This is a genomic window from Saliterribacillus persicus, from assembly GCF_003337485.1.
GTDB lineage: Bacteria > Bacillota > Bacilli > Bacillales > Amphibacillaceae > Saliterribacillus > Saliterribacillus persicus.
Window position 1 is genome coordinate 20,763 of the sequence record NZ_QPJJ01000011.1, and the last position, 23,508, is coordinate 44,270.

Annotated in this window: 22 protein-coding genes and 1 pseudogene; 19 read left to right on the forward strand and 4 right to left on the reverse strand. The window is 33.4% G+C overall.

Translation table 11 applies throughout. From position 1 onward, the window contains the following. Nucleotides 1-27: 27 nt before the first annotated feature. The 6 genes from DFR57_RS12710 (at nt 28) to DFR57_RS12735 (ending at nt 3,952) form a co-directional block, all read left to right on the forward strand. Nucleotides 28-594 (forward strand): nicotinate-nucleotide adenylyltransferase, encoded by a 567-nt coding sequence (locus DFR57_RS12710; protein ID WP_114353593.1) that lies wholly within the window; start codon nt 28-30, stop codon nt 592-594. After that, the gene (gene yqeK / locus DFR57_RS12715) at nt 587-1,171 is read left to right on the forward strand and encodes a bis(5'-nucleosyl)-tetraphosphatase (symmetrical) YqeK (RefSeq protein WP_114353594.1); all 585 of its coding nucleotides are present in this window, start codon (nt 587-589) and stop codon (nt 1,169-1,171) included. Before DFR57_RS12710 ends, yqeK begins: the two co-directional genes overlap by 8 nt. After that, entirely contained in the window at nt 1,161-1,505 is a 345-nt protein-coding gene (gene rsfS, locus DFR57_RS12720) for a ribosome silencing factor (protein WP_114353595.1), read from the forward strand. Before yqeK ends, rsfS begins: the two co-directional genes overlap by 11 nt. 12 nt (nt 1,506-1,517) lie before the next feature. Then, on the forward strand, nt 1,518-2,270 hold the full coding sequence (locus tag DFR57_RS12725) for a class I SAM-dependent DNA methyltransferase (RefSeq protein WP_114353596.1): 753 nt from the start codon (nt 1,518-1,520) through the stop codon (nt 2,268-2,270). 551 nt (nt 2,271-2,821) lie between these two features. Beyond that, complete coding sequence (locus DFR57_RS12730; protein ID WP_114353597.1) at nt 2,822-3,703, forward strand: RluA family pseudouridine synthase; 882 nt, start codon at nt 2,822-2,824, stop codon at nt 3,701-3,703. A gap of 18 nt (nt 3,704-3,721) precedes the next feature. Further along, entirely contained in the window at nt 3,722-3,952 is a 231-nt protein-coding gene (locus DFR57_RS12735) for an excisionase family DNA-binding protein (protein ID WP_114353598.1), read from the forward strand. Nucleotides 3,953-4,015: 63 nt separating this feature from the next. Here the strand turns inward: DFR57_RS12735 and DFR57_RS12740 are convergent, their stop codons facing one another. Then, a complete protein-coding gene (locus DFR57_RS12740) occupies nt 4,016-4,975 on the reverse strand; it encodes a D-2-hydroxyacid dehydrogenase (protein WP_114353599.1) in 960 nt (319 codons plus the stop codon). 247 nt (nt 4,976-5,222) lie between these two features. Here DFR57_RS12740 and DFR57_RS12745 point away from each other — a divergent pair, with 247 nt between their 5' ends. Beyond that, nucleotides 5,223-6,920, forward strand: a complete 1,698-nt coding sequence (locus DFR57_RS12745; RefSeq protein ID WP_114353600.1) for a methyl-accepting chemotaxis protein — start codon at nt 5,223-5,225, stop codon at nt 6,918-6,920. A 105-nt stretch (nt 6,921-7,025) separates the two neighbouring features. On the opposite strand, the gene comER is transcribed toward DFR57_RS12745, so the two are convergent. Continuing rightward, nucleotides 7,026-7,853, reverse strand: a complete 828-nt coding sequence (gene comER / locus DFR57_RS12750; RefSeq protein WP_114353601.1) for a late competence protein ComER — start codon at nt 7,851-7,853, stop codon at nt 7,026-7,028. A gap of 59 nt (nt 7,854-7,912) precedes the next feature. On the opposite strand from comER, the gene DFR57_RS12755 reads away from it, so the two are divergent. The 3 genes and pseudogenes from DFR57_RS12755 (at nt 7,913) to DFR57_RS12765 (ending at nt 11,440) form a co-directional block, all read left to right on the forward strand. Then, nucleotides 7,913-8,518: a helix-hairpin-helix domain-containing protein gene (locus DFR57_RS12755; RefSeq protein ID WP_170132981.1), complete on the forward strand. Its 606-nt coding sequence runs from the start codon at nt 7,913-7,915 to the stop codon at nt 8,516-8,518. A gap of 65 nt (nt 8,519-8,583) precedes the next feature. After that, a pseudogene (locus DFR57_RS12760) lies at nt 8,584-9,042 on the forward strand (ComE operon protein 2); the annotation flags it as partial. Between the two features lie 94 nt (nt 9,043-9,136). Further along, nucleotides 9,137-11,440 (forward strand): DNA internalization-related competence protein ComEC/Rec2, encoded by a 2,304-nt coding sequence (locus DFR57_RS12765; protein WP_170132982.1) that lies wholly within the window; start codon nt 9,137-9,139, stop codon nt 11,438-11,440. 68 nt (nt 11,441-11,508) lie between these two features. Here the strand turns inward: DFR57_RS12765 and DFR57_RS12770 are convergent, their stop codons facing one another. Beyond that, a complete protein-coding gene (locus DFR57_RS12770) occupies nt 11,509-11,643 on the reverse strand; it encodes a YqzM family protein (protein ID WP_114353605.1) in 135 nt (44 codons plus the stop codon). Nucleotides 11,644-12,084: 441 nt separating this feature from the next. On the opposite strand from DFR57_RS12770, the gene holA reads away from it, so the two are divergent. After that, complete coding sequence (holA, locus tag DFR57_RS12775) at nt 12,085-13,122, forward strand: DNA polymerase III subunit delta (protein WP_114353606.1); 1,038 nt, start codon at nt 12,085-12,087, stop codon at nt 13,120-13,122. A 79-nt stretch (nt 13,123-13,201) separates the two neighbouring features. Here holA and rpsT read toward each other — a convergent pair whose 3' ends face one another. Beyond that, nucleotides 13,202-13,468: a 30S ribosomal protein S20 gene (rpsT, locus tag DFR57_RS12780; RefSeq protein ID WP_114353607.1), complete on the reverse strand. Its 267-nt coding sequence runs from the start codon at nt 13,466-13,468 to the stop codon at nt 13,202-13,204. A 199-nt stretch (nt 13,469-13,667) separates the two neighbouring features. On the opposite strand from rpsT, the gene gpr reads away from it, so the two are divergent. The 8 genes from gpr (at nt 13,668) to dnaK (ending at nt 23,349) form a co-directional block, all read left to right on the forward strand. Further along, the gene (gpr, locus tag DFR57_RS12785) at nt 13,668-14,741 is read left to right on the forward strand and encodes a GPR endopeptidase (protein ID WP_114353706.1); all 1,074 of its coding nucleotides are present in this window, start codon (nt 13,668-13,670) and stop codon (nt 14,739-14,741) included. Nucleotides 14,742-14,814: 73 nt separating this feature from the next. Beyond that, entirely contained in the window at nt 14,815-15,987 is a 1,173-nt protein-coding gene (gene spoIIP, locus DFR57_RS12790) for a stage II sporulation protein P (RefSeq protein ID WP_114353608.1), read from the forward strand. A 2-nt stretch (nt 15,988-15,989) separates the two neighbouring features. Continuing rightward, on the forward strand, nt 15,990-16,307 hold the full coding sequence (locus DFR57_RS12795) for a hypothetical protein (protein WP_114353609.1): 318 nt from the start codon (nt 15,990-15,992) through the stop codon (nt 16,305-16,307). A 125-nt stretch (nt 16,308-16,432) separates the two neighbouring features. Further along, nucleotides 16,433-18,247: a translation elongation factor 4 gene (gene lepA, locus DFR57_RS12800; protein ID WP_114353610.1), complete on the forward strand. Its 1,815-nt coding sequence runs from the start codon at nt 16,433-16,435 to the stop codon at nt 18,245-18,247. 206 nt (nt 18,248-18,453) lie between these two features. Beyond that, on the forward strand, nt 18,454-19,608 hold the full coding sequence (hemW, locus tag DFR57_RS12805; RefSeq protein WP_114353611.1) for a radical SAM family heme chaperone HemW: 1,155 nt from the start codon (nt 18,454-18,456) through the stop codon (nt 19,606-19,608). A gap of 82 nt (nt 19,609-19,690) precedes the next feature. Next, entirely contained in the window at nt 19,691-20,713 is a 1,023-nt protein-coding gene (hrcA, locus tag DFR57_RS12810; RefSeq protein ID WP_114353612.1) for a heat-inducible transcriptional repressor HrcA, read from the forward strand. Nucleotides 20,714-20,906: 193 nt separating this feature from the next. Beyond that, complete coding sequence (grpE, locus tag DFR57_RS12815; protein ID WP_114353613.1) at nt 20,907-21,470, forward strand: nucleotide exchange factor GrpE; 564 nt, start codon at nt 20,907-20,909, stop codon at nt 21,468-21,470. Nucleotides 21,471-21,501: 31 nt separating this feature from the next. Beyond that, nucleotides 21,502-23,349: a molecular chaperone DnaK gene (dnaK, locus tag DFR57_RS12820; protein WP_114353614.1), complete on the forward strand. Its 1,848-nt coding sequence runs from the start codon at nt 21,502-21,504 to the stop codon at nt 23,347-23,349. Nucleotides 23,350-23,508: the final 159 nt, after the last annotated feature.

Sequence of the window (23,508 nt, forward strand, 5' to 3'; positions counted from 1 at the left end):
TCTTGAAGAGTAAAAGCAGGTGATCTTATGAGCAAAAAGGTAGGAATTTTAGGTGGAACATTCGACCCGCCTCATATCGGCCATTTACTAATGGCCGAAGAGGTATATCAAGCATTAGAACTTGATGAAATATGGTTCATTCCATCTAATGTACCTCCGCATAAAAGCAATGCTAAAACGTCGGTGGATAACCGGGTGGAAATGTTAGAAATTGCAATAGCCAATAATCGTCATTTTAAAATAGAGACAATAGAAACGGAACGTTCTGGTAAGTCGTATACGTTGGATACGATTGTTGCTTTAAAAGAACGTTATAAAGATTATTCCTTCTATTTTATTATTGGAGCTGATATGGTTGAATATTTGCCAAACTGGTATCATATTGATGAATTAGTCAACCTATTAACTTTTGTTGGTGTAAAACGACCTGGTTTTAATTTAACTACGACATATCCTGTTAAAGAGGTAGAAATTCCAATCATGGAGATATCCTCTACGATGCTTAGAGATAGAATATCTAATAACAAATCCATACGTTACTTAACCCCGGATTCGGTGCATCGTTATATAAAGGAGAATCATTTATATGAATAAAGACAAGGCACTTAAAATTGTGAAAGAACAATTGACACTAGAGCGTTATGACCATACAAAACGTGTACTAGAAACGGCACTTTCTTTAAATCAACAATTGGGACTTGAAAATTCACAGATAGAACTAGCAGCAATATTTCATGATTATGCAAAATATCGTGATAAAAACGAGTTGAAAAAGATGATAATTGATAACGAATTACCTACTGATTTATTGGAACACCATTCTGAACTGTGGCATGGTCCTGCTGGAGCGCTGCTCGTATCAAAAGAAGTTTGCATCAAAGACCAAGAGGTATTGAGTGCTATTCGATGGCATACCACAGGTACTAGAAATATGAGTGAATTAGAAAAGCTAATTTTTATTGCTGACTATATAGAACCATATAGAAATTTTAGCGGGGTAGAAGAAGTACGTGGCGCAGCAAGGGTTGATATCGATCGCGCTTGCTGGTTAGCTGCAAGAAACACAATAGAATTTTTGTTAAGTAAACAGCAAATGATTTATCCTGATACATTGCACTTATATAATGAAGGTGTGAAGAGAGAACAAGGGAGGCAATTGAATGCAAAATAAAAAGATATTAGATATGGTAACAAAAGCATGTGACGATAAAAGAGCAGAGGGCATTGTTATTTTAGATATGAAAGATGTATCTTTAATTGCAGACCATTTTGTTATATGCGAAGGAACGAATGAACGACAAGTCCAAGCAATCGCTCGTGAAGTAAAAGACGTGGCAGAAGAGAATGGCTTTCATGTTAAACGGATGGAAGGATTTGACCAAGCAAGATGGGTGTTAGTAGATCTTGGGGATATTATTTGTCATGTATTTCATAGGGAAGAGAGACATTACTATAATTTAGAAAGGCTATGGGGAGATGCACCACAAAAAGAAGTAAATTTATAATAGAGGTGAACCATGTCTTATTCTAAACTAGCTTATGTCTATGATTTATTAATGGAAGATGCCCCGTATGATGAGTGGGAGTCGTTTTTGGAAACGATTTTAACACAAGAAAAGACAAGTCCCAAAAGGGTATTAGACCTTGGTTGTGGTACGGGAGAAATGACCTTAAGGCTCGCTAATAAATATCCGCAGGTTATAGGAATCGATAATTCAGATGATATGCTTTCCTATGCTCAAATGCGTAGCAATAGAGATGAGCTACAAAATGTAACATTTTTAAATCAAGATATTAGAAATCTAAATGGGATAGAAAACCAAGATCTTGTTTTAAGTGTATTTGATGTAATCAATTATATTACATCTAAAAATGATCTTTTAGACGTATTTCAAGGCGTATTTAAAAGTTTAAATAAAAATGGACTTTTTATCTTTGATGCACATCATATAGAACATTTTAACAAAAATATGGTAGGTCAAACCTTTGCTGAGATATATGATGATATATCTTATGTCTGGTTTTGTGAAGCAGGTGAAAAAGCAGGAGAGGTAATGCATGATTTAACCTTTTTTGTGCAACATGGGCAAATGTATGAAAGATTTGATGAACAGCATTTTCAACGAACTTTTACTGTTAATGAATACAGAAAGATATTAAATGAAGCTGGCTTTAAAAAAATTGATGTCTATGGAGATTTTAATCCTGAAGTGAAAAATGAGGCAAGTGAGCAATGGGATCGCACCTTTTTTGTGTGTGAAAAAGAATAAAAATTTGCTGAATTAAATTATCAAGTTTTTGAAAAGGCGACTTTGTAAATTCTTTTTTGAAAACCTGCTTGTTTTTCATCTTGAGGCATGCTATAGTAATCAAGCGATGAGCTATTTTGCGTAAGACGAAAAATTTGCCTAACGGCTAAACGTTGAATGTGGTCAACGGTTTTTCGCCGCAAAACGTACATGACACTTTATAAGTGTAAAAAGAGGCATTCCTCCCAAGGAGTGCCTCTTTTAATGTGTCATAATAAAAGAATAAATTAAAAAGGTAAGTACTTATTAACGAAGCTCGTTAATCCTCTAATTAATCATGATGTATTATTCTATAGTGAATAAGGAAAGAGTAAGGAATAGACTTAAAAAATAGTTATTTAAATAGTATTCCATTACATAAACAGTAGGGTTGCTTTAGTTGGTAATCAGTAATGTTTTCATTTAAATTTGTTATGCTAATAATGCATTCTATGATAAGGTAAGATACATGCTATAATAAATAATTTTAAAATAATTGTAAGTTATATGATGAAAGAAAGTAGGACAAATACATGCCAAAAAATCAAAAAGATCAAAAGTTTCAAATCAAAGAATCAATTGAATTATTACCATTTCTTTTAAAGGTAATTGATAAAAGCAGAAATCATGTAAAAGGTATCCTTGGAAGAGGTCAGGTTTTGGTTAACCAAGAGACCGTAAAGCAATTTAATCGTTCCCTTAAAAAGGGTGACACTGTAACAATATTAAATAAAGCTATAGAAAAGCACGGAATGCGAGGCGTTTCTATTCTTCATGAAGACGATGATGTAATTGTTATTTATAAAAGTGCTGGACTACTTTCGATTGCTTCTGATAAAGAAAAGCAGTTAACGGCCTATCGTCAATTGTCCACCTACGTAAAAGATAATGAACCAGGTAGCAGAATTTTTGTTGTTCATCGATTAGATCGTGAAACATCTGGTGTCATGTTGTTTGCCAAGAATGAAAAAGCAAAACGTACGTTACAGGATGAATGGAGAGCGAATATAAAAAGTCGTGTCTACGTGGCAATGGTAGAAGGCACACTTAAAGATAGTGAAGGTACCGTAACTTCTTGGTTAAAAGAGACAAAAACACATCAAATGTATTCGAGTCAAGTTGAAAATGAAGGACAGAAGGCTATTACACATTGGAAAGTATTAAGCACAAATGGGAAAGTAACGATGCTGCAAGTGAATTTAGAAACCGGAAGAAAAAATCAAATTAGAGTTCATATGAAAGACCTTGGGTGCCCAATTGTCGGGGACCGTAAGTATGGAGCAAAAACGAATGAGTTAAGAAGAGTTGGGTTACATGCCAAAGAATTAACGTTCAAGCATCCTAGAACCGGTAAAATTATTAGCTGTGAAGCTCCGGTTCCACCTTCATTTTTACAGGCAATTAAAAGTAAATAGGGTAGGTGAATGAAAAATATGTATCTTTCAATGAAGGAAACTGCTAATTACTTAGAAATGGACCAAAGTATTATACGAAAATTAGTACTTGAACAAAAAATACGGGCCATTTACGATGGCGAAGATTATCTTATAAATAAAGATCAATTTAATGACCACTTAAAGCAAATAGAACTTTATAAAGAAAGAATTCGCGAATATTTACAAGAACCGATTCCTGAGGACATTGATGTAAAAGATGAAGATTAAAATTGTTGGGAAAGCGCGAAATCTACAAGAAGAAATCACATTATGCGCTTTCCCGGGCAATAATTAATATCCCTTATCAAAGTTAACTACATTTTTGCAGGGCTTTCCATTTTTAAGATAAGCTTTTAAATTAGGAATAAAAACATCATTTACAAGTCGTTCATCATAATGCTCTGTAGCTCCAGCTGTATGTGGTGCAATGATAACCTCTTCCATATCCCACAGTGAGCTTTTAGCTGGCAAGGGCTCTTGTTCAAATACGTCTAAACCTGCCCCAGCTATTTTTTTATCGCGAAGAGCATCTATTAAAGCATTCTCATCTACAATTTCACCTCTAGCAATATTAATTAAAAAGCTTGTAGTTTTCATTAAACTAAGCTCTTGTTTCCCAAATAATTGATAGGTTTCTTTTGTTAGAGGCAAAGTAATAACAACATAATCACATTTCGGTAATACATCGTGAAGGGAAGCTTGGGAAAACATTTCATCCACATTACTTTCTTTTTTATTCGAATTTCTCACACCAATTACATGCATTTGAAAAGCTTTAGCAATTTTTGCTGTTTCTTTTCCTATCTCACCCATTCCAATAATTCCAATTGTTTTTTTATGTAATTCTAAGTGAATGTTTTCGTGGAACCATTTTTTTTGCGTTTGATTTCTCAGGTAACGATGTAGGTTTCGAGTTAAGGATAGCATCATTCCAAAGATAGTTTCTGAAATAGGGAAACCATGCACCCCTGAAGCTGTGGTCAGTTGAATTTGTTTCTCTGCGAATATATTAACTGGATAACCATCAACACCTGCGCTCCAGCTTTGAATCCAGCGGAGATTATTTTCCTTTTGAGGTAAATAATTCACCATTTTATTCCGCCAGCCTGCAATTATTTCCGCATCTACCATTTCTTTTTTCCATTCCTCTTTATCTTTACTTATAACGATCTCCCAATTAGGTATGATTTCTTTTATATTATTTAATAAATCATCATTTATATTTTTTGATAACAATAATTTTCTGCTCAATAGATTTCATCCTCCTAAGTTAAATTAGTTTTATCTTATCAAACAAATTATTCTTTCGCATGTAAGCGGTCTTGAATATGAGAGAAAAAGTGTAAAATAGCAATTAATAAGACTAAAGACCTGTAATTTGTTTAAAATTTAAACAGGTTTTTATAAAAAGATAACTAAAGTGATTTTATACTACTATTTTTAGTGATTCTTCCGATATAGTTATAGTATAAATATAATAATATCGGGGGACTATTAAGTGAAAGAAAAATTAAAAATTAAATCTTTACGAATGAAAATATTATTAGGATTTTTTGTGGTTATCTTTTTCATTTTATTGTATGTGGGTAATAATACCGTATCATCTTATAAGATAGAACAGGAAACGAAGGATATGACAGAAACACAATTACCATTGTTAATCGCGGACGAGAAGCTATTATTCAATTTATCAGAAAGAATAGGTCTAACAAGGGCATACATACTTTATGGTGATCCTAACTATAAAGAAAGATTTGATAGCTATACAGAACAAAGTGTGGAAATAGAAAAGGAAATTCAAACGTATTCGGACTCTGAACAATTAACGGAGCTAATTGAAGCATCAGTAGCGTGGCATCAAGATACAGTTGATAATATATACAACGCCTATGAAAATGGAAATGAAGCGGAAGCAGAAGCATATTTACAAAATTTCACAGCACCTGAAGCTGAAAGAATTATGAAAGGTCTCTCAGAATTAGTTAATAAACGTGAAGAGCTTATTTTAAGTGCTGGTAATGATTTATCGGCTCAAAATACGTTGAATAATTTTATTGGTTTTGTATTTGCAATTTTATTGATAGTAATTGCCATTATCATTGCCTTAATTGTGGCTAAAATGATAACGAAACCAATTGTTTTAGTGAAAAATCAAATGAATGATATAGCAGCAGGAAATTTAAAAGTAGAGCCAATTGAAGTGAAGAGCAAGGATGAAATAGGCCAGCTGGTTGTTTCGATGAATCAAATGCAAACTAGCCTTAAAAATATGGTGGAAGAAATGCAAGAGGTTTCAGATACAGTAACTCAGCAGAGTAATGAATTAACCCAGTCTTCCAATGAAGTGAAAGAAGCGAGTGACCAAGTAGCAAGTACGATGGAAGAGTTATCTAAAGGGTCAGAGTCACAAGCAAATATTACTACAGATTTAGCGTCTTCTATGGCGGATTTCGTTGAAAGCATTGCTATTGCCAACAATAAAGGTCAAGAAATCTATACTACCTCTCAAAATGTGATCCAATTAACTGATGAGGGTTCAACATCAATGGAGGATTCTATAAAGCAAATGAATCGTATATATGATGTCGTTACACAAGCTGTTACACAAGTTGGTGGGCTAGAGAAGCAATCTAATGATATTACAAGGTTAGTTAATGTTATTAAAGATGTGGCGGAACAGACAAATTTATTAGCTTTAAACGCAGCTATAGAAGCTGCTAGAGCAGGAGAACATGGAAAAGGATTTGCAGTTGTAGCAGATGAAGTAAGAAAACTCGCTGAACAAGTAGCAGATTCTGTTAAAGATATCACAAGTATTGTTAGCAATATCCAAAATGAAACCCATCATGTGACACGCTCTCTAGAGGGTGGACATAAAGAAGTGGAAGCTGGAATGGATCAAGTTGCTAATACAGGCTCAATATTTGGAAAAATTAATCATCAGATTGATGAGATGGCAACGAGTATTCAAAATATTTCTACAAGCCTTACAAAAATCCATGACAACAGTGATAACATGAACCAATCAATTGAAGAAATAGCTTCTGTTTCTGAAGAATCAGCTGCAGGAATTGAAGAAACAGCAGCATCAGTTGAACAAACTAGTACTTCTATGGAGGAAGTAGCTAATAGTTCTAATAAACTGTCTACACTTGCTGATAAGTTAAATAATGTAATTCAACGATTCAAACTATAAAAGATCAAAAAACAATACACCAAATGAGCTTCTATAATCATTTGGTGTATTGTACTTTTAAACTATGCAAAAGAAGAATAGTGTTATATAATACTTAATACCTTCTTATTCTTTATCTCCTAAGGCTTCCTCAATGCGATGTTTATCTTTTTTAAATTTTCCATGTGTTGTCTCAATTAATCGTTTGAAAAGTAAGGGAGTTTCTTCATTTATAGTATTTATACCTTCACCCGTTATACCTCCAGCTACACAAACCTTGTTAATCAATTCATCCAAAGAGTAGTAATTTTTTTTCAATAAGCTTCCAAAACCAATGAACATGTTCTCCATAAGTTTCATGGCTTCTTCTTCTGTTAAATCTGTGTTCTCTTTAATTTCATCGATGTATTTTTTCGCTAGAAATCCAAAAAAAGCTGGTCCGCAGGAGACGATATCTGAACCAATCCTTACATTTTTTTCCTCGATAACAGTAGGTTTACTGAACCTTTCCCATTTCCGTAATAACATACTTCTCGTCGAGTTACTCATGTTTTCTCCAAATGTAACAAGGCTCACACCTGCTCTAGCTCGATTAGTAATACTAGGGATGAAACGAGCCACTTGACAATCTAACAATTTTTCCATATCTTCCACCGCTACTGAGCTTGTGATAGAGATTAAAATGAAATTTTTGGATAGGCTGTTGCTTATGCTTCGCATGATCGGAATCATTTCATGTGGTTTTACACATAAGTAAACGATATCGACTTTAGCTATCAGCTTTGAAATATCTTCTAGCACATGGATATTAGGATATTTTCTTTGATAATTATAAGCTTTTTCAATTGTGCGATTATTGATAAAAAGCTCCTTCTCTTGATAGGTGTTCGAATCTATAAACGTTTCTAATAAAATTCCACCCATATTTCCTGTTCCTATTACTCCACACTTCATAAATTTTCCCCTCCATTTTTAGGCAGTTACACTAATTTTATGAGCAAAGGATGAATTCTATGATTCAATTGCATTTACTGAAATTTCTAAAGCAATACAGCCTCTATATCATCATTTTCTTTTTTATAGTAGGGTGGGTCATATATGATCACACAACCGAACCCAAAAAAGTTGCGGAAAGCGAGATAAAAATAGAAGAATTAGTGCAAGCAGAAGCAGCTAATGTACCAGAAGAAAATCAATCAGTATTAGTTGTAGACATTAAAGGGGAAGTAGTCAGTCCAGGAGTCTTTGAAATGAAAGAAGGAGCTCGTGTAAAAGATGTAATAAAAGTGGCTGGAGGATTTACAAGTGAAAGTGATCAAGCGTCGATCAACTTAGCGCAAAAGGTTTATGATGAGATGGTCATTGTTGTTTATCCGATAGATGAAGCAACTAATCTTAATTTATCCATTGTAGGAGAAGAAAGTTCCAAAATTAAAATTAATTCCGCTACAGCAGATGAAATCGAGAGTATTCCAGGAATAGGAGAAGTAAAAGCTCAAGCAATTATTGAGCATAGAGATACATATGGACACTTCAAAGTAATAGAAGATTTAGAGCAGGTTTCTGGAATAGGTGCTAAGACAGTAGAAAAAATGAAGGAATATATTCTTGTACCATAATATTGACGAAATAAAACACAGTAAGTAAACTTAATAAGATGATTTAAAGTAGGGGAGTGAATACGATGGAAAGAATATCGTGGCATCAATATTTTATGGCTCAAAGCCATTTATTAGCACTAAGAAGTACCTGTCAGAGATTAATGGTAGGAGCAACAATTGTCCGTGATAAGCGAATAATTGCTGGAGGATATAATGGAAGTGTGACTGGAAGTGTTCACTGCATTGACGAAGGGTGCTATGTTATTGATGGGCATTGTGTTAGAACGATTCATGCTGAGATGAATGCAATTTTACAATGCGCAAAGTTTGGTGCATCAACTGAGAATGCGGAAATATATGTGACACATTTTCCATGTTTGAATTGTTGTAAATCCATTATTCAAAGTGGTATTAAAACCGTTTACTATGCAGAAGATTATCACAATCATCCATATGCATTAGAGTTATTCAAAGAAGCAGGAGTGCATTTTGAAAAAATTGCTCTTGAACAGACTTTTATTGATCTACAATTAAATAAAAAGTAAATCAGCCACTAGTGCATAGAAAAGTTCAATTACATGGGAATGGCCTATGCACTTTTTGCTTTGTTTAAGACAAGGAAAGGAGATATATGGCTTGTATGGAAATATTTATTGGTTTGTCATAACGATCACAATTGCAATTATAGCTTCACACTCTTCAACTATCTTTCTTTTCTCCTATTTATTGGCTATGTTTTTCTTTTACAAACAGAAAAAAATAAACATGCTCTTCTTGCTTCTTATTATCCTCGCCTCCACTATTATCTATTTTTATTACGAGTATCTTCAAACTGAATCCAGTAGGGAAATACCCCCATATATAGAAGAAATAAATGGTAAGATCCATTCTGAAGTTAAAATTACTCCTCAATTAATAAATTTCCAATTCCAGCCCACTGAAATTAATTCCGATATTATGATTACATACTTTCTAACTGAGAAAGACAATTTACAAAGTAATAATGAAATAAAAACTGGCAGTGTATGTGTTCTGAAAAATTTAACTGCTCAAAATAATTTTGCTAAAAACCCTGGCCAATTTGATTATCAACGCTATTTAGTAAATAGTGGAATAAAAGCTTCCTATACTATTAGTACATTAGAGAATATTGCTTGCAGGAACGAAGGAAAAATTAATGTTATTTACGATTTCAAAAGAAAAATAGTCAACTACGTAGAAAAAAGATACAGCACATATACTTCTAGTTGGATTAGAGCCTTGATATTTGGAGATAAAGAAGGTCTAGATGACGAAATTATTGCTTTATTTCAAAGGTGGAATCTGTCCCATTTGTTAGCAATTTCTGGATTGCATGTTGGCTTAATTATTCTGATGTTTTATATGCTCATGCTGAGACTTCCGTTCTTTACAAAAGAAAAGTCACAATGTGTTCTTTTCATTCTACTCCTATTTTATCCATTAATTGCGGGAGAAGCACCATCTGTTTGGCGTTCCTGCTTATTAGCATTATTTGTCCTAATTCAATTGAAATTTAAATTTGCTTTTTCTTCTTTAGATATACTCAGTATCGTATTTGTAGTTATGTTGTTGGTAGATCCTTATTCAATTTATCAGTTAGGTTTTCAATTTTCTTTTATTGTAACCTTTGCTATTATTTTATCTAGAATAATAATACATGAGGCAGGTAATTATCTTCAAATTATCATTCAAATTAGTGGAATAAGCTTATTGATAATATTGCCAATTCAACTTTACCATTTTTATACGTTTAATCCTTTAGCTATCGCCATAAACCTTCTCTACATTCCTTATTTTAGCTTTATTATAATCCCCTTATCATTACTAATGGTAGTATTTTCAGCACTACCAGTCATACCACAATTATTTGATTATTTTTTTGTGAAAATTCAATCCCTTTTTTCAACTATTCTTGAAAGAATAGATGAGAGTTTATATTATCCATTAATAGTTGGTAAATTCCCTATGTCATTGTTTTTTTTATATTATATATTGATCATCGTATTTTTCATGTTCTGGGAAAGACAACAAAAGATTCGAGCTTTTTGCGTGGGTGTTTCTATAACGGTATTATTAATAGGAATATCTATTTCTCCTTATTTTAACGATGAAGGCACAATAACTGTTTTAGATATCGGGCAAGGTGATGCGATCATTATCGAGTTACCCTACAGAAAAGGTGTTATTATGATTGATGCTGCAGGTACAATGACGAAAAATTTTACAGAGCCATCAAATAAAAATTTTGAAGAAATAATCAAACCTTTTCTATTATCAAAGGGTATCACAAAGATAGACGCATTATTTTTAAGTCACGATGATCATGATCACATTGGGAGTGTTCCTTTTATTTTAGATGAGTTTATTGTTGATAAAGTATTTACTACTAAATATTTTGATAAAGCTTGGATAAGTGAATATATCATAAATAATAAGGAAACAGCATTTCACCATTTAACCGGCGGACAAATACTATCCATTGCAGGTCACAAAATAGAAGTATTACTTCCTGTAGAGGATAATTTTGATAAAAATGATAATTCATTAGTCTTACGTTCAAGGTTCGGTCCGTATACTTGGATATTTACTGGAGATATAGGAGAGAAGGCTGAGTTAGAACTAATGTCATTATATCCTAACTTAGGTAGTGATATTTTAAAAGTGTCCCACCATGGAAGTTCATCCTCAACAACAGATGAGTTTTTAGAAGGTGTAAAACCAAAAGCTGCTTTAATCTCTGTAGGAGTAAATAATCGCTACAACCATCCCAATAAAGAAGTATTAGAACGACTGGGTGAAAAAGAAATAGCTGTTTTAAGAACCGATCAATCTGGAGCAATTATTTATTCGTATACAAAAAAGGAAGGCACGCTTTTTACTTTTATGAATAACATACAGAATAAGAAGGGAAGAAGATAGATAATTAAATTTAATAAAAAGCAAAAACGAGAAGGCAAGTGAAGACCTCCTCGTTCATTAAATAAAACTTATGATCCGATTACATCTGCAAAAACACCAATGAAAAATATAATCATAAAAAATAAGAATGAAAAGACAAATCCAGCTCCTGAATCAAATAAATCATGTCTTTTAGATTGAACGTCTTTTTCGAATTCATTCATGGTAAATTCCTCCTTCACGTTTTTTTGTTATGTAACCAACGATTAAAATTGATTCCCTTTGTTAGCAAGAGTTTACATCGATATTATTTGTAATTAAGGTCAATCTATATTGTAAGAAAACACCGTTATTTCTTTTGAAACCTAGGTCAAATTGAAATAACGTTAATATAGATTGAAAAGGGGAGTAGAGTTTTTACTTCCCTTTAATTTTTATCCAATCCCACCCAAAGAAACGTAAAAGATTACGTATGAGAAACTGTTTTTAAAAGGATTGAAAACTTCTTACTAAAAATACAAAAAGGATTTCATTTGCAGCAAGTGTAAAACAATTATAACTTATTATACCATAAAACATATTAATAATTAATTCAACTTATTCTTGCACAAAACGAATATTCAGTTTAGCATAAAACAAAGTGTAATATTATGGAGTGGAATGTGTTGAACTATTTAGAAGCTATAAAAAAAATTAAACAAAATAAAATATCAAATGTATATTTTTTAAATGGACCTGAAGTTTTTATGACTGAAAACACAAAAAATGAAATATTGAATAAGGTGTTAAGTAAGGATGATCGAGAAACTAACTTATCGATTTATGATTTAGAAGAAACTTCTATTCAAGAGGTTATATCTGATGTGGAAACATTTCCTTTTTTCGGAGAGAGAAAAGTTGTTATTGCAGTGAACCCTACTTTTTTAAAAGCAAAACCGCCCAAAAATGAATTGGACCATCATTTACCTGAATTAGAAGCTTATTTGAAAAATCCTATAGAGTATACCGTCTTTATCATGATTGCTTCTTATGAAAAAATAGATGAGCGAAAAAAAGTAGCAAAATTATTAAAGAAAGAAACAGAATATGTTTCATGTGATCCCGTTAAAGAGTGGGACATTGATAAGTGGATTAAACAAATAGCAGATCAATTTCAGGTGAATTTTGAGCCTAAGGCATTGGAAAGATTAAAAGTAGAATCAGGTACTAACCTAATGTTTTTACAGTCAGAAATTGAGAAATTAGCTTTGTATGTTGGACCAAACGGAATGATAACAGAAGATATTGCGGATGTATTAATTTCACATATAGGTGAGTCTTCTGGTCTCAAATTAATGGATGCGGTACTCGAACAAGACTTGTCAAAAGCTATACATATATATAAAGATCTTGAGAAATTAAATGAAGAGCCAATAGCTTTACTTGCTTTAATTGCTTCACAAATTAGAAATCTAATCCATATTAAACAATTAAAAGAAAAGGGCTATAACCAAAAACAAATAGCTGAATATCTAAAAATTCACCCGTATGTAGTGAAACTATCAATGAATAGAGAGAGAAAGTACTCTAGGAAGGAGTTAGAGAGAGCGTTGTTATTTATCACTGAAGCTGATAGTGATATGAAACAGGGAAGAATGGATAAGCAATTAAGCTTTGAATTGTTACTTTACGATTTGATTATTAATAAATCTAATATAGGATAATACAAAAAAGGAATCCAAATAATGGATTCCTTTTTGTGTTAGAGAGAACAAAACTGTACTCTCTAAATTCTAATGATGCTTATGCAGTCAAATCATTTACTTTTTTAGTAAGTCTTGATTTTTGACGGTTCCCATTATTACGATGAACCAATCCTTTTTGAACTGCCTTATCGATTTTCTTAACTGCATATACTAGTGCAGTTTTAGCGTTATCAACATCTTTGTTCTCTATGAAAGATTCAACACTTTTTATTTGGGAACGCATATCAGATTTAATCGGTTGGTTATTAGCATGACGATCATTGTTCGTACGTACGCGTTTAATTGCTGATTTAATATTAGCCAATTTATTCACCTCCATCATAAAACATACCAAAACAAATAGTTAGGTCAAATGAATTGTACCAAAGCAAACCAATCTTTTCAATATAAATATCATGGATCCATTAGAATAACGAATCTTTTTAATAATGTTTGGTAAAACTATCATCAAATTCATTTTAAAGAGAGGAAGTTTATCGTTGAATGAAAACACAAAAAAAGATATGAATGTTCGCACAGACTTAGCTACAGAAGCAAGAGAAATGGTTAATCAATCCAGAACAGCAGAAAAGGAAATTGAGGGTGTTTCCTATAGCGAGAAAAAAGAAGAAAGTTTTACAGTTTCTAAAGTGATAGTAGATGAAATTGGAGCAGAAAAAATAGGAAAAAAACCCGGAACATATCGCACCATTTATAGTGATGCAATCAAAAAGCAAGATACAAAGCTTCAGCAACAAACTGCTAGAGTGCTTGCAAAAGAACTATCACAAATCATGAATGAATGTGGAATTGACTCAAACGCATCAGGATTAATAGTTGGTCTCGGTAATAGAAACGTAACTCCCGATGCATTAGGGCCTATAGTGATGGATAAAATCTTAGTTACCAACCATTTGTTTGTACATGAACCTTCCTATGTTAAAGACGGATATAGAAGAGTTTCCACAATAGTGCCTGGTGTTATGGGGGTGACAGGTATTGAAACAAGTGAGCTAATACATGGAATTATTAAAGAAATAAAGCCTGATTTTGTGATTGCGATAGACGCATTGGCATCACGATCAATAGAACGCGTGAATGCGACTATTCAACTTTCAGATACTGGAATTCACCCGGGTTCAGGAGTAGGAAATACCCGAAAAGAAATTAGTCAAGAGACATTGGGTATACCGGTAATAGCTATTGGAGTTCCTACAGTGGTGGATGCCGTTACTATAGCAAGTGATGCAATGGACTATGTATTAAAACATATTGGTAGAGAATTAGAAGAAATAGACAGACCCTCAAAAGCATTAGCACCAGGCGGTATGGTATTTGGAAAAAAAGTATTAACAAAAAAAGATATGCCAACTAAAGATAGACAGGAAACTATATTAGGAATGTTTGGAACTTTAAAGGAGACGGAGAAGAGAGCTCTTATGCAGGAGGTTTTAACCCCTTTAGGCCATAATTTAATGGTAACCCCAAAAGAAATTGATGGATATATTAAAGATATGGCTCATTTAATTGCTGAAGCTACTAATGCTAGTCTACATGAGAATGTAACATTAGATAATTTCGGCAGCTATACAAGATAAAGTTCCTGATTTTTAGTTCTACTTTCTATTAAGGCCTCATAGATTTAAGAGAGGTGATAGAGAGGAGGAACTTATGCGACATCGACCTATTAGATCAATGCAATTTACTTTTAAAAATACTTTAAGAAAAGGTAGTATTTATATCATTTTTGTCGTTGTAGTTTTTCTTTTAATTGGTGCTTTAACTTCTATAGCTCCTAGCTATAGATTTTCGTCTTCGTTTTTACAAAATTGGACAAAGCATATTGATGGGGTTTCTTTTATTCATTTATTTGAGATGGAAAGTAAAGTATATAAACACGCGTTACCTGTTGACTATCCAAATATAGATATTTGGGAAACTGCTTTTGAAGCGACGACAGCTATAAGGCCAAATGATGCGAGAAGTTTTTTTGGACGAGAAATTCCTGGATTTAAATCCTATGATCGCCAAATTTTAATTGCTGGAGAAGGAACAGATTACACAAATTTATCTGCAGAATCATCACCTTCTTTAGATATCGTAGTAGAAAAAAGAGAGGCAACTGTACCTGAGGAAGAGATAGAAGAAGTAAAGCCAAACGAAAATCAAAAAACAACCGGAAATAGGAAGGTCGTTTTGCTTTATAACACACATAATAGAGAATCCTTTCTCCCATATTTAAAAGATTCCAACGATCCTAATGAGGCATTTCACCCTGAAGTCAATATTACAAAGGTAAGTGACCAGCTTGCAAAAAGCTTGGAGGCTCAAGGAGTTGGCACACAAGTAGATAAAACTGATTTTGGACAGATCTTAGTCGATAAAAACTGGAACTATTCTACTCATTCTTATCCAGCATCTAAAGAAGTTGTCGAAGCAGTACTTCAAAGTAACAAAGAAATTCAATATATATTTGACTTGCATCGTGACAGTATGCGAAAGGACATTACTACGAAAGAAATAAATAATGAAAGTTATGCGAAATTGATGTTTGTAATCGGTGGAAATAATCCTAACTTTGAAAAGAACTATCAGCTTGCGTCTGAGCTGCATAATAGACTTGAGGAGAAATACCCTGGTCTCTCTCGAGGAGTCGAAAAATATAGCGGTGAGGGGCGAAATGGTGTATATAATCAAGATCTATCTGATAACGCATTAACGATTGAATTTGGCGGGGTAGATAACACAATGGAAGAATTAAACCGTACTTCTCAAGCATTAGCAGAAGTGTTCAGTGATTATTACTGGAATGCAGAAAAAGTATCGAATGAAGGAGGGCAATAAAAATGCGTTCAATATTGTTTATATTATTACTAGCATGTATATTTTCAATCGGTGTATTTGTCGGTGGTAAAGATAATAATAATGATCTTAGGGATCAAAGTATTGTAATTCATTCAGAGGCTGAATCTGAACCTGAACTAGTGGACAAAGAAGCCATTATAAAAGAAGTACAAGCTGATGAAATGCCACAAAAACAAAACGGAAACGTATTTTTAATTGCAGATAAAGCCGCAGCCGCTTCTTCATGGGTATTTGATCAATTTATTTATGGCACACAGGCATTGATTGAAACGATCAATTCTTCTAAAAGTACTTCTTAATGGTTCTATAAGGTGAAAAATAACCTTATATAAAAAGGTAGACTAATGCTCCCTATTGAAAGTAATATTTTTGACTGCTATAATCAATGCAAGTATGGTTGCGTGAAAATAGGAGTTGAATTATATTGGCAAACGAGAGAAATCAAAGCAGGGTTAGAAACTTTTCCATTATTGCTCATATCGATCATGGGAAATCTACCTTAGCTGACAGAATTTTAGAGAAAACAAAAGCGTTAACTTCACGTGAAATGAAGGAACAATTTTTAGATGCAATGGATCTAGAACGTGAAAGAGGAATAACGATAAAATTAAATGCGGTACAATTGACATATACAAGAGAAAACGGGGATGACTATCTTTTTCACTTGATCGATACTCCTGGACATGTCGATTTTACATATGAGGTCTCCCGTAGTTTAGCAGCATGTGAAGGTGCAATTCTTGTGGTAGATGCCGCCCAAGGTATTGAAGCTCAAACACTAGCAAATGTATATTTAGCCCTAGATAACGACTTAGAAATAATTCCTGTTATCAATAAAATTGATTTGCCAAGTGCAGACCCTGAAAGAGTAAAACAAGAAATTACGGATGTCATCGGTATTGATGGGGAAGAAGCAATCCTTGCAAGTGCAAAGTCGGGAATTGGAATTGACGAAATCTTGGAGAGAATTGTAGAAAAAATTCCGGCACCAAGTGGTGATGAAGATGAACCATTAAAAGCACTTATTTTTGACTCATTATATGATTCATATCGCGGGGTAATCGCCTATATTTGTGTAAAAGAAGGTAGCGTAAAAGTTGGCGATAAAATAAAAATGATGGCCACTGGAAAAGAATTTGAAGTAAATGAAGTTGGTGTATTCAATCCGAAGCCTTTACCAAAAAAATCATTACATGTTGGTGATGTAGGATATTTAACTGCATCTATTAAAAATGTAGGAGATACAAGAGTTGGTGATACGGTCACCTTAGCTAACCGTCCTACAAAAGAAGCCTTACCTGGTTACCGTAAACTTAATCCAATGGTATTCTGCGGGTTATACCCAGTTGATGCAGATAAATATAATGATTTAAGAGAAGCACTTGAACGATTAGAATTAAACGATTCATCTTTACAATATGAAGCGGAAACTTCACAAGCACTTGGTTTTGGATTCCGTTGTGGATTTCTAGGGTTACTTCATATGGAAATTATTCAAGAACGAATTGAAAGAGAATTCAGTATTGATCTAATAACAACTGCACCAAGTGTAATATACAATGTGATTAAGACTGATGGCGAAGAGATGACGATTGATAATCCTTCATTTATGCCAGATAATCAAAAAATTCAGGAAGTCCAAGAACCTTATGTGCAAGCAACAGTAATGGTTCCTAATGATTTCGTAGGGCCTGTAATGGAAATTTGCCAGAAAAAACGTGGCGATTTTATGGACATGAAGTATTTAGACGATAATCGAGTAAATATTGTTTATGAAATTCCATTAGCTGAAATTGTTTATGACTTTTTTGATCAATTGAAGTCACAAACAAAGGGTTATGCTTCCTTTGATTACGAACTAATTGGTTATAAGTCCTCAGATTTAGTTAAAATGGATATTTTGCTTAATAACGAAACAATTGATGCGTTGTCTTTTATTGTTCATCGAAACTTTTCATTTGAACGAGGAAAGCAAATCGCAGATAAATTAAAAAATCTTATCCCTAGACAACAATTTGAAGTTCCAATTCAAGCCGCAATCGGAAATAAAATTGTTGCAAGAACAACTATTAAAGCAATGCGAAAGAACGTATTGTCAAAGTGTTATGGTGGGGATATTTCAAGAAAAAGAAAATTATTAGAAAAGCAAAAAGAAGGAAAGAAACGAATGAAAATGGTGGGATCCGTAGAAGTTCCCCAAGAGGCATTTATGGCTGTATTAAAAATGGATGATGATTAATATTCAGATCTAAAAGAATATATGTATCAGGGAAGTATAAAGTCACTGAAACTTTTCGGTGACTTTTCCCTGTTTTATAGAAGTTTCTTTTTAAAAATTTGTTGTTCAATACAAATAGTGTTTAAAATTATAAATTTATAACATATGACTATATAATATCTGTACATGCTCTTTTCTAAAAATGCATGTATGGTAGGAGGAAATCAATGGTCCAATCAGTTTATATCCATATACCGTTTTGTGAGAAAATCTGCCATTATTGTGATTTTGTTAAATTTTTTTATGAAGAAAAGATGGCAGATGAATATCTAGAAGCTTTAGAAAAGGAATTGAAATACGCACTTCCTGCGCAAAAACAGTACATGAAAACTATTTTTGTCGGGGGCGGAACTCCAACTGCATTAAATACTGCCCAGTTGAAAAAACTAGTGAATATGATTGATCATTACTTTGATGTAGCAAATTGCGAGGAATATTCTTTTGAAGCAAATCCAGGTGATCTAGATGCAGAGAAAATATCGATACTTAAGCATGCAGGTGTGAATCGAATCTCAATGGGTGTACAGGTGTTTGATGATGTAATGCTAGAAGAATTAGGCCGATTACACCGAATAAAAGATGTGTATCAAAATGTAAATGATTTAAAAAAATCAGGCATTGATAATGTTAGTATCGATTTAATGTACAGCTTACCTAATCAAAGTTTTTCAAATTTTGAAAAAACACTAGAAGAAGCATTATCTTTTCAACTACCGCATTATTCTGCATATTCTTTACAAATAGAGCCGAAAACTATTTTTTATCAACGCTATAAAAAAGGAAGCTTAACTAAACCACCAGAAGAAGTAGAAGCACAAATGTACGAGCACTTAAGAACAGAAATGAATAAGCGTGGAGTGAAACAATATGAAATAAGTAATTTTGCGCTTCCCGGATATGAGAGTAAGCATAATTTAACCTATTGGAATAATAATCATTATTATGGATTTGGTGCTGGTGCTCATGGCTATTTAGGAAATGAGCGAATTATTAATATTCGTCCATTCCCAGGTTACGTAAAAGCTGTGCATGATAAGGGATCTCCAATATTACATCGAGAATATATTTCAAAAAAGGAACAAATTGAAGAAGAAATGTTTTTAGGTCTACGGAAAATGGAAGGTGTGTCACTTTCTGATTTTTATGATAAGTATAGGATTCCAATGTTAGATATATATAAGAAATCTTATGAAATTCTATTTAAAAAGGGATGGATTGTGATAAACAACAATAAATTACAATTAACGGATTCAGGTATGTTGTTTGGAAATGAAGTTTTTCAAGAATTTTTGTTAGATGATAAAATTTTTGAGAGTTTATAGATTGACAATTGAGAACGCATTTGATAATTTATAAATAGATTTAGCACTCATTGATAAAGAGTGCTAACAGAGGTGATCATCGATGCTTACAAACAGACAACTTCAAGTTCTACAAGTTATTATTGATGAGTTTATTCATTCTGCCCAGCCAATTGGGTCAAGAGCTATTGCAAAGAAGAATGAAATCACTTTTAGCCCTGCTACGATAAGAAATGAAATGGCTGATTTAGAAGAAATGGGGTTTATCGAAAAAACCCATACATCTTCAGGGCGAGTACCTTCAGAAAAAGGCTATCGTTTCTATGTTGATCATTTAATTTCTCCATTTCAATTATCACAAGGAGAGATGAATACGATTCAGCGTACTTTTGAGAAAGAAATGGTTGAATTTGAACAAATAGTTCAAAAATCAGCAGGTATCCTTTCTGATCTGACAAATTATACATCGATTGTTTTGGGGCCGGGAGTTTTCGATACGACTTTAAAACAAATTCAAATTGTCAGTATGTCTAACATTTCGGCCGTAGCAATCCTTATTACAAATACAGGACACATTGAACACAGATTCTTTAATGTTCCTGCGGGTATTAAGACAAGTGATCTGGAGAAACTTGTTAATATTTTGAATGACCGATTAGTTGGTGTGCCGATCATCGAATTAAGAGAAAAGTTATACGGGGAAGTCACCATCTTGCTCAAACAGCATAGTGATGATTTTGCTACCACATATTCCTATTTAAAAGAAGCATTATTAGAGGAACAACCAGTAAAGTTATATGTCGGTGGTAAAACAAATATAATGATGCAACCTGAATTTAAAGATATAAATAAAATTCAGTCCCTGTATACAATTATGGAGCAAGAAGATTTAATCGCCAATTTATTACGATCTTCTGACAAAGGAATTCAAGTCTCTATTGGTCATGAAAATAAATTGGATGAAATGCAAGGGTGCAGTTTGATTACAGCCACATATTCTCTTGGCGGGGAACAAATGGGAACTATTGCATTGCTTGGTCCAACCAGAATGGAATATTCACGTGTAATCTCAGTTTTAAATGTACTCTCACGTCGATTATCCAAAACATTTCATTCTTGGTATTAATGTTAGGTAAAAAGGGTATGGTTAGACTGTACTCTTTTTGCACGTGTTTGCTTTGACGGCTATATGCTTATAATATTTATCACCGCATGAAAGGTATATGCTTTTAAAATTATATGACTCATGTTATAGTCGTCAAGGAATTATTTGTGAATTAAAGATATATAGATGTGTTGATTATTGGGAGGTGACAATCATGGAAGAAAAAGAAGAAATGGATTACAACATTAATGACGATGAAAAGGATAATAATGTTGAACAACCTGAACAAGAAATTATAGATGAAAGTGATGAGTCTGAGGTAGAGGAAGAGGATAAGCTGAAAAAGGCTGAACAAGAAAAAGATGAAATTTATCAAAAGTTACTTCGTGTTCAGGCTGAATATGATAATTACAGAAAGCGGACAAAAAAGGAAAAAGAAGCAGATCTTAAATATAGATCACAAAAAGTCGTTACAGAGCTTTTACCAGTAATGGATAATTTCGAGAGAGCTTTACAGGTCGAAATTAGTGACCCTGCTGCGAAAAGTGTAGTAGAAGGACTAGAAATGGTTTATAGACAATTTAAGCAGGTTTTTGAAGATGAAGGTGTAGAAGAAATAGAAACAAATGGAGCTACTTTTGATCCGCATCTCCATCAAGCAGTCATGCAAGTGGAGGAAGAAGGATTTGAATCCAATCAAATTGTAGAAACTATGCAAAAAGGATATCTTTTAAAAGATAAAGTAATTAGACCAGCAATGGTTAAAGTAAATCAGTAGTTACATAGGTTAAAGAAGGAGGAAATTATTCATGGGAAAAATTATTGGTATTGATTTAGGTACAACAAATTCATGTGTAGCAGTAATGGAAGGTGGAGAATCAAAAGTAATTCCTAATCCAGAAGGAAACCGTACTACTCCATCGGTTGTTTCATTTAAGAATGGTGAGAGACAAATAGGGGAAGTTGCGAAAAGACAAGCAATTACAAATCCTAACACAATTCAGTCAGTGAAACGTCATATGGGTACGGATTACAAAATTGAGGTGGAAGGAAAAGAACATACTCCACAAGAAATTTCTGCAATTATTTTACAACACCTAAAATCCTATGCGGAGGATTATCTTGGTGATACTGTTGAAAAAGCTGTTATAACAGTACCAGCTTATTTTAATGATGCAGAGCGTCAAGCTACTAAAGATGCAGGTAAAATCGCAGGTTTAGAAGTTGAGAGAATAATCAACGAACCAACTGCTGCGGCACTTGCTTACGGTATAGATAAAGCTGATCAAGATCAAACAGTATTGGTTTACGATTTAGGTGGAGGTACATTTGATGTATCCATTCTTGATATTGGTGAAGGAACATTTGAAGTTGTTTCTACTGCAGGTGACAACCGTCTAGGTGGGGATGATTTTGACCAAGTATTAATAGATCATATGGTGTCAGAATTTAAAAAAGAAAATGGTATTGATCTAGGCCAGGATAAAATGGCGTTACAACGTTTAAAAGACGCAGCTGAAAAAGCGAAAAAAGATTTATCTGGTGTTACTCAAACGCAAGTTTCCTTGCCATTTATAACTGCAGGAGATGCAGGGCCTTTACACTTAGAATTGAATGTCACTCGTGCTAAATTTGATGAACTTTCAACTGATCTTGTAGAACGTACGATGGGGCCAACTCGTCAAGCTTTAAAAGATGCTGACATGGCTGCTAGTGAAATTGATAAAATTTTGTTAGTAGGTGGATCTACACGTATTCCTGCTGTTCAAGAAGCAATTAAAAAAGAAATTGGTAAAGAGCCTTCAAAAGGAGTAAATCCGGATGAAGTAGTTGCTCTAGGTGCAGCTATCCAAGCTGGTGTATTACAAGGTGACGTAAAAGACGTTGTTTTATTAGATGTAACTCCTTTATCACTCGGTATTGAAACAATGGGTGGAGTAACAACTAAACTTATTGAGAGAAATACAACAATTCCTACTAGTCATTCACAAGTGTTCTCTACAGCAGCTGATAATCAAACAGCAGTAGACATTCATGTGTTACAAGGTGAACGTGAATTGGCTGCAGATAACAAAACGCTTGGACGTTTCCAATTATCTGACATTCCACCAGCACCTCGTGGTGTGCCACAAATCGAAGTATCATTTGATATTGATGCAAATGGTATTGTAAATGTTCGTGCTAAAGATATGGGTACAAACAAGGAGCAATCCATTACAATCAAGTCTTCTTCAGGTTTATCTGATGAAGAAGTAGAACAAATGGTTAAGGATGCTGAAGAAAATGCAGAAGAAGATAAAAAGCGTCGTGAAGAAATTGAACTTCGTAACGAAGCAGAACAATTAATCTTCCAAACTGATAAAACGTTGAAAGATCTAGGAGAGCAAGTTTCTGAAGAAGAGAAACAAAAAGCAGAAACGGCTAAAGAAGAGCTTCAAAAAGCGATAGAAGATAACGATCAAGAGCAAATTCAAGAGAAGAAAAATGCACTAGAAGAACAAGTGCAAGCTCTGTCTGTAAAGCTATATGAACAAGCACAAGCTCAAGCTGAAGCAAATCAAGGTGAGGGTGAAGCTTCTTCTGATGAAGATGTTGTTGATGCAGATTATGAAGAAGTAGACGATGAAAAGAAAGAAGATAAGAAAGAAGATAAATAATAAGAAAAAGTGATCAAATAAATGGTAGTAGAAAAAGTCAAAGTCAGATTTGTTATGACTTTGACTTTTTCAATGTGAGGTAGGAAATTGCCTTTTTATCACAAGATTGAACAAGATAAATGTTTGCTATTTAAATAGTTTCAATGTTATGATAAACCT

Excerpts from the sequence above, each read along its gene's own strand:
- DFR57_RS12710 (WP_114353593.1), top strand. The coding sequence starts at position 28 with ATGAGCAAAAAGGTAGGAATTTTAGGTGGAACATTCGACCCGCCTCAT.
- yqeK (WP_114353594.1), top strand. The coding sequence starts at position 587 with ATGAATAAAGACAAGGCACTTAAAATTGTGAAAGAACAATTGACACTA.
- rsfS (WP_114353595.1), top strand. The coding sequence starts at position 1,161 with ATGCAAAATAAAAAGATATTAGATATGGTAACAAAAGCATGTGACGAT.
- DFR57_RS12725 (WP_114353596.1), top strand. The coding sequence starts at position 1,518 with ATGTCTTATTCTAAACTAGCTTATGTCTATGATTTATTAATGGAAGAT.
- DFR57_RS12730 (WP_114353597.1), top strand. The coding sequence starts at position 2,822 with ATGCCAAAAAATCAAAAAGATCAAAAGTTTCAAATCAAAGAATCAATT.
- DFR57_RS12735 (WP_114353598.1), top strand. The coding sequence starts at position 3,722 with ATGTATCTTTCAATGAAGGAAACTGCTAATTACTTAGAAATGGACCAA.
- comER (WP_114353601.1), bottom strand. The coding sequence starts at position 7,853 with ATGAAGTGTGGAGTAATAGGAACAGGAAATATGGGTGGAATTTTATTA.
- DFR57_RS12755 (WP_170132981.1), top strand. The coding sequence starts at position 7,913 with ATGATTCAATTGCATTTACTGAAATTTCTAAAGCAATACAGCCTCTAT.
- DFR57_RS12770 (WP_114353605.1), bottom strand. The coding sequence starts at position 11,643 with ATGAATGAATTCGAAAAAGACGTTCAATCTAAAAGACATGATTTATTT.
- gpr (WP_114353706.1), top strand. The coding sequence starts at position 13,668 with ATGAATGTTCGCACAGACTTAGCTACAGAAGCAAGAGAAATGGTTAAT.
- spoIIP (WP_114353608.1), top strand. The coding sequence starts at position 14,815 with ATGCGACATCGACCTATTAGATCAATGCAATTTACTTTTAAAAATACT.
- DFR57_RS12795 (WP_114353609.1), top strand. The coding sequence starts at position 15,990 with ATGCGTTCAATATTGTTTATATTATTACTAGCATGTATATTTTCAATC.
- hemW (WP_114353611.1), top strand. The coding sequence starts at position 18,454 with ATGGTCCAATCAGTTTATATCCATATACCGTTTTGTGAGAAAATCTGC.
- hrcA (WP_114353612.1), top strand. The coding sequence starts at position 19,691 with ATGCTTACAAACAGACAACTTCAAGTTCTACAAGTTATTATTGATGAG.
- grpE (WP_114353613.1), top strand. The coding sequence starts at position 20,907 with ATGGAAGAAAAAGAAGAAATGGATTACAACATTAATGACGATGAAAAG.
- dnaK (WP_114353614.1), top strand. The coding sequence starts at position 21,502 with ATGGGAAAAATTATTGGTATTGATTTAGGTACAACAAATTCATGTGTA.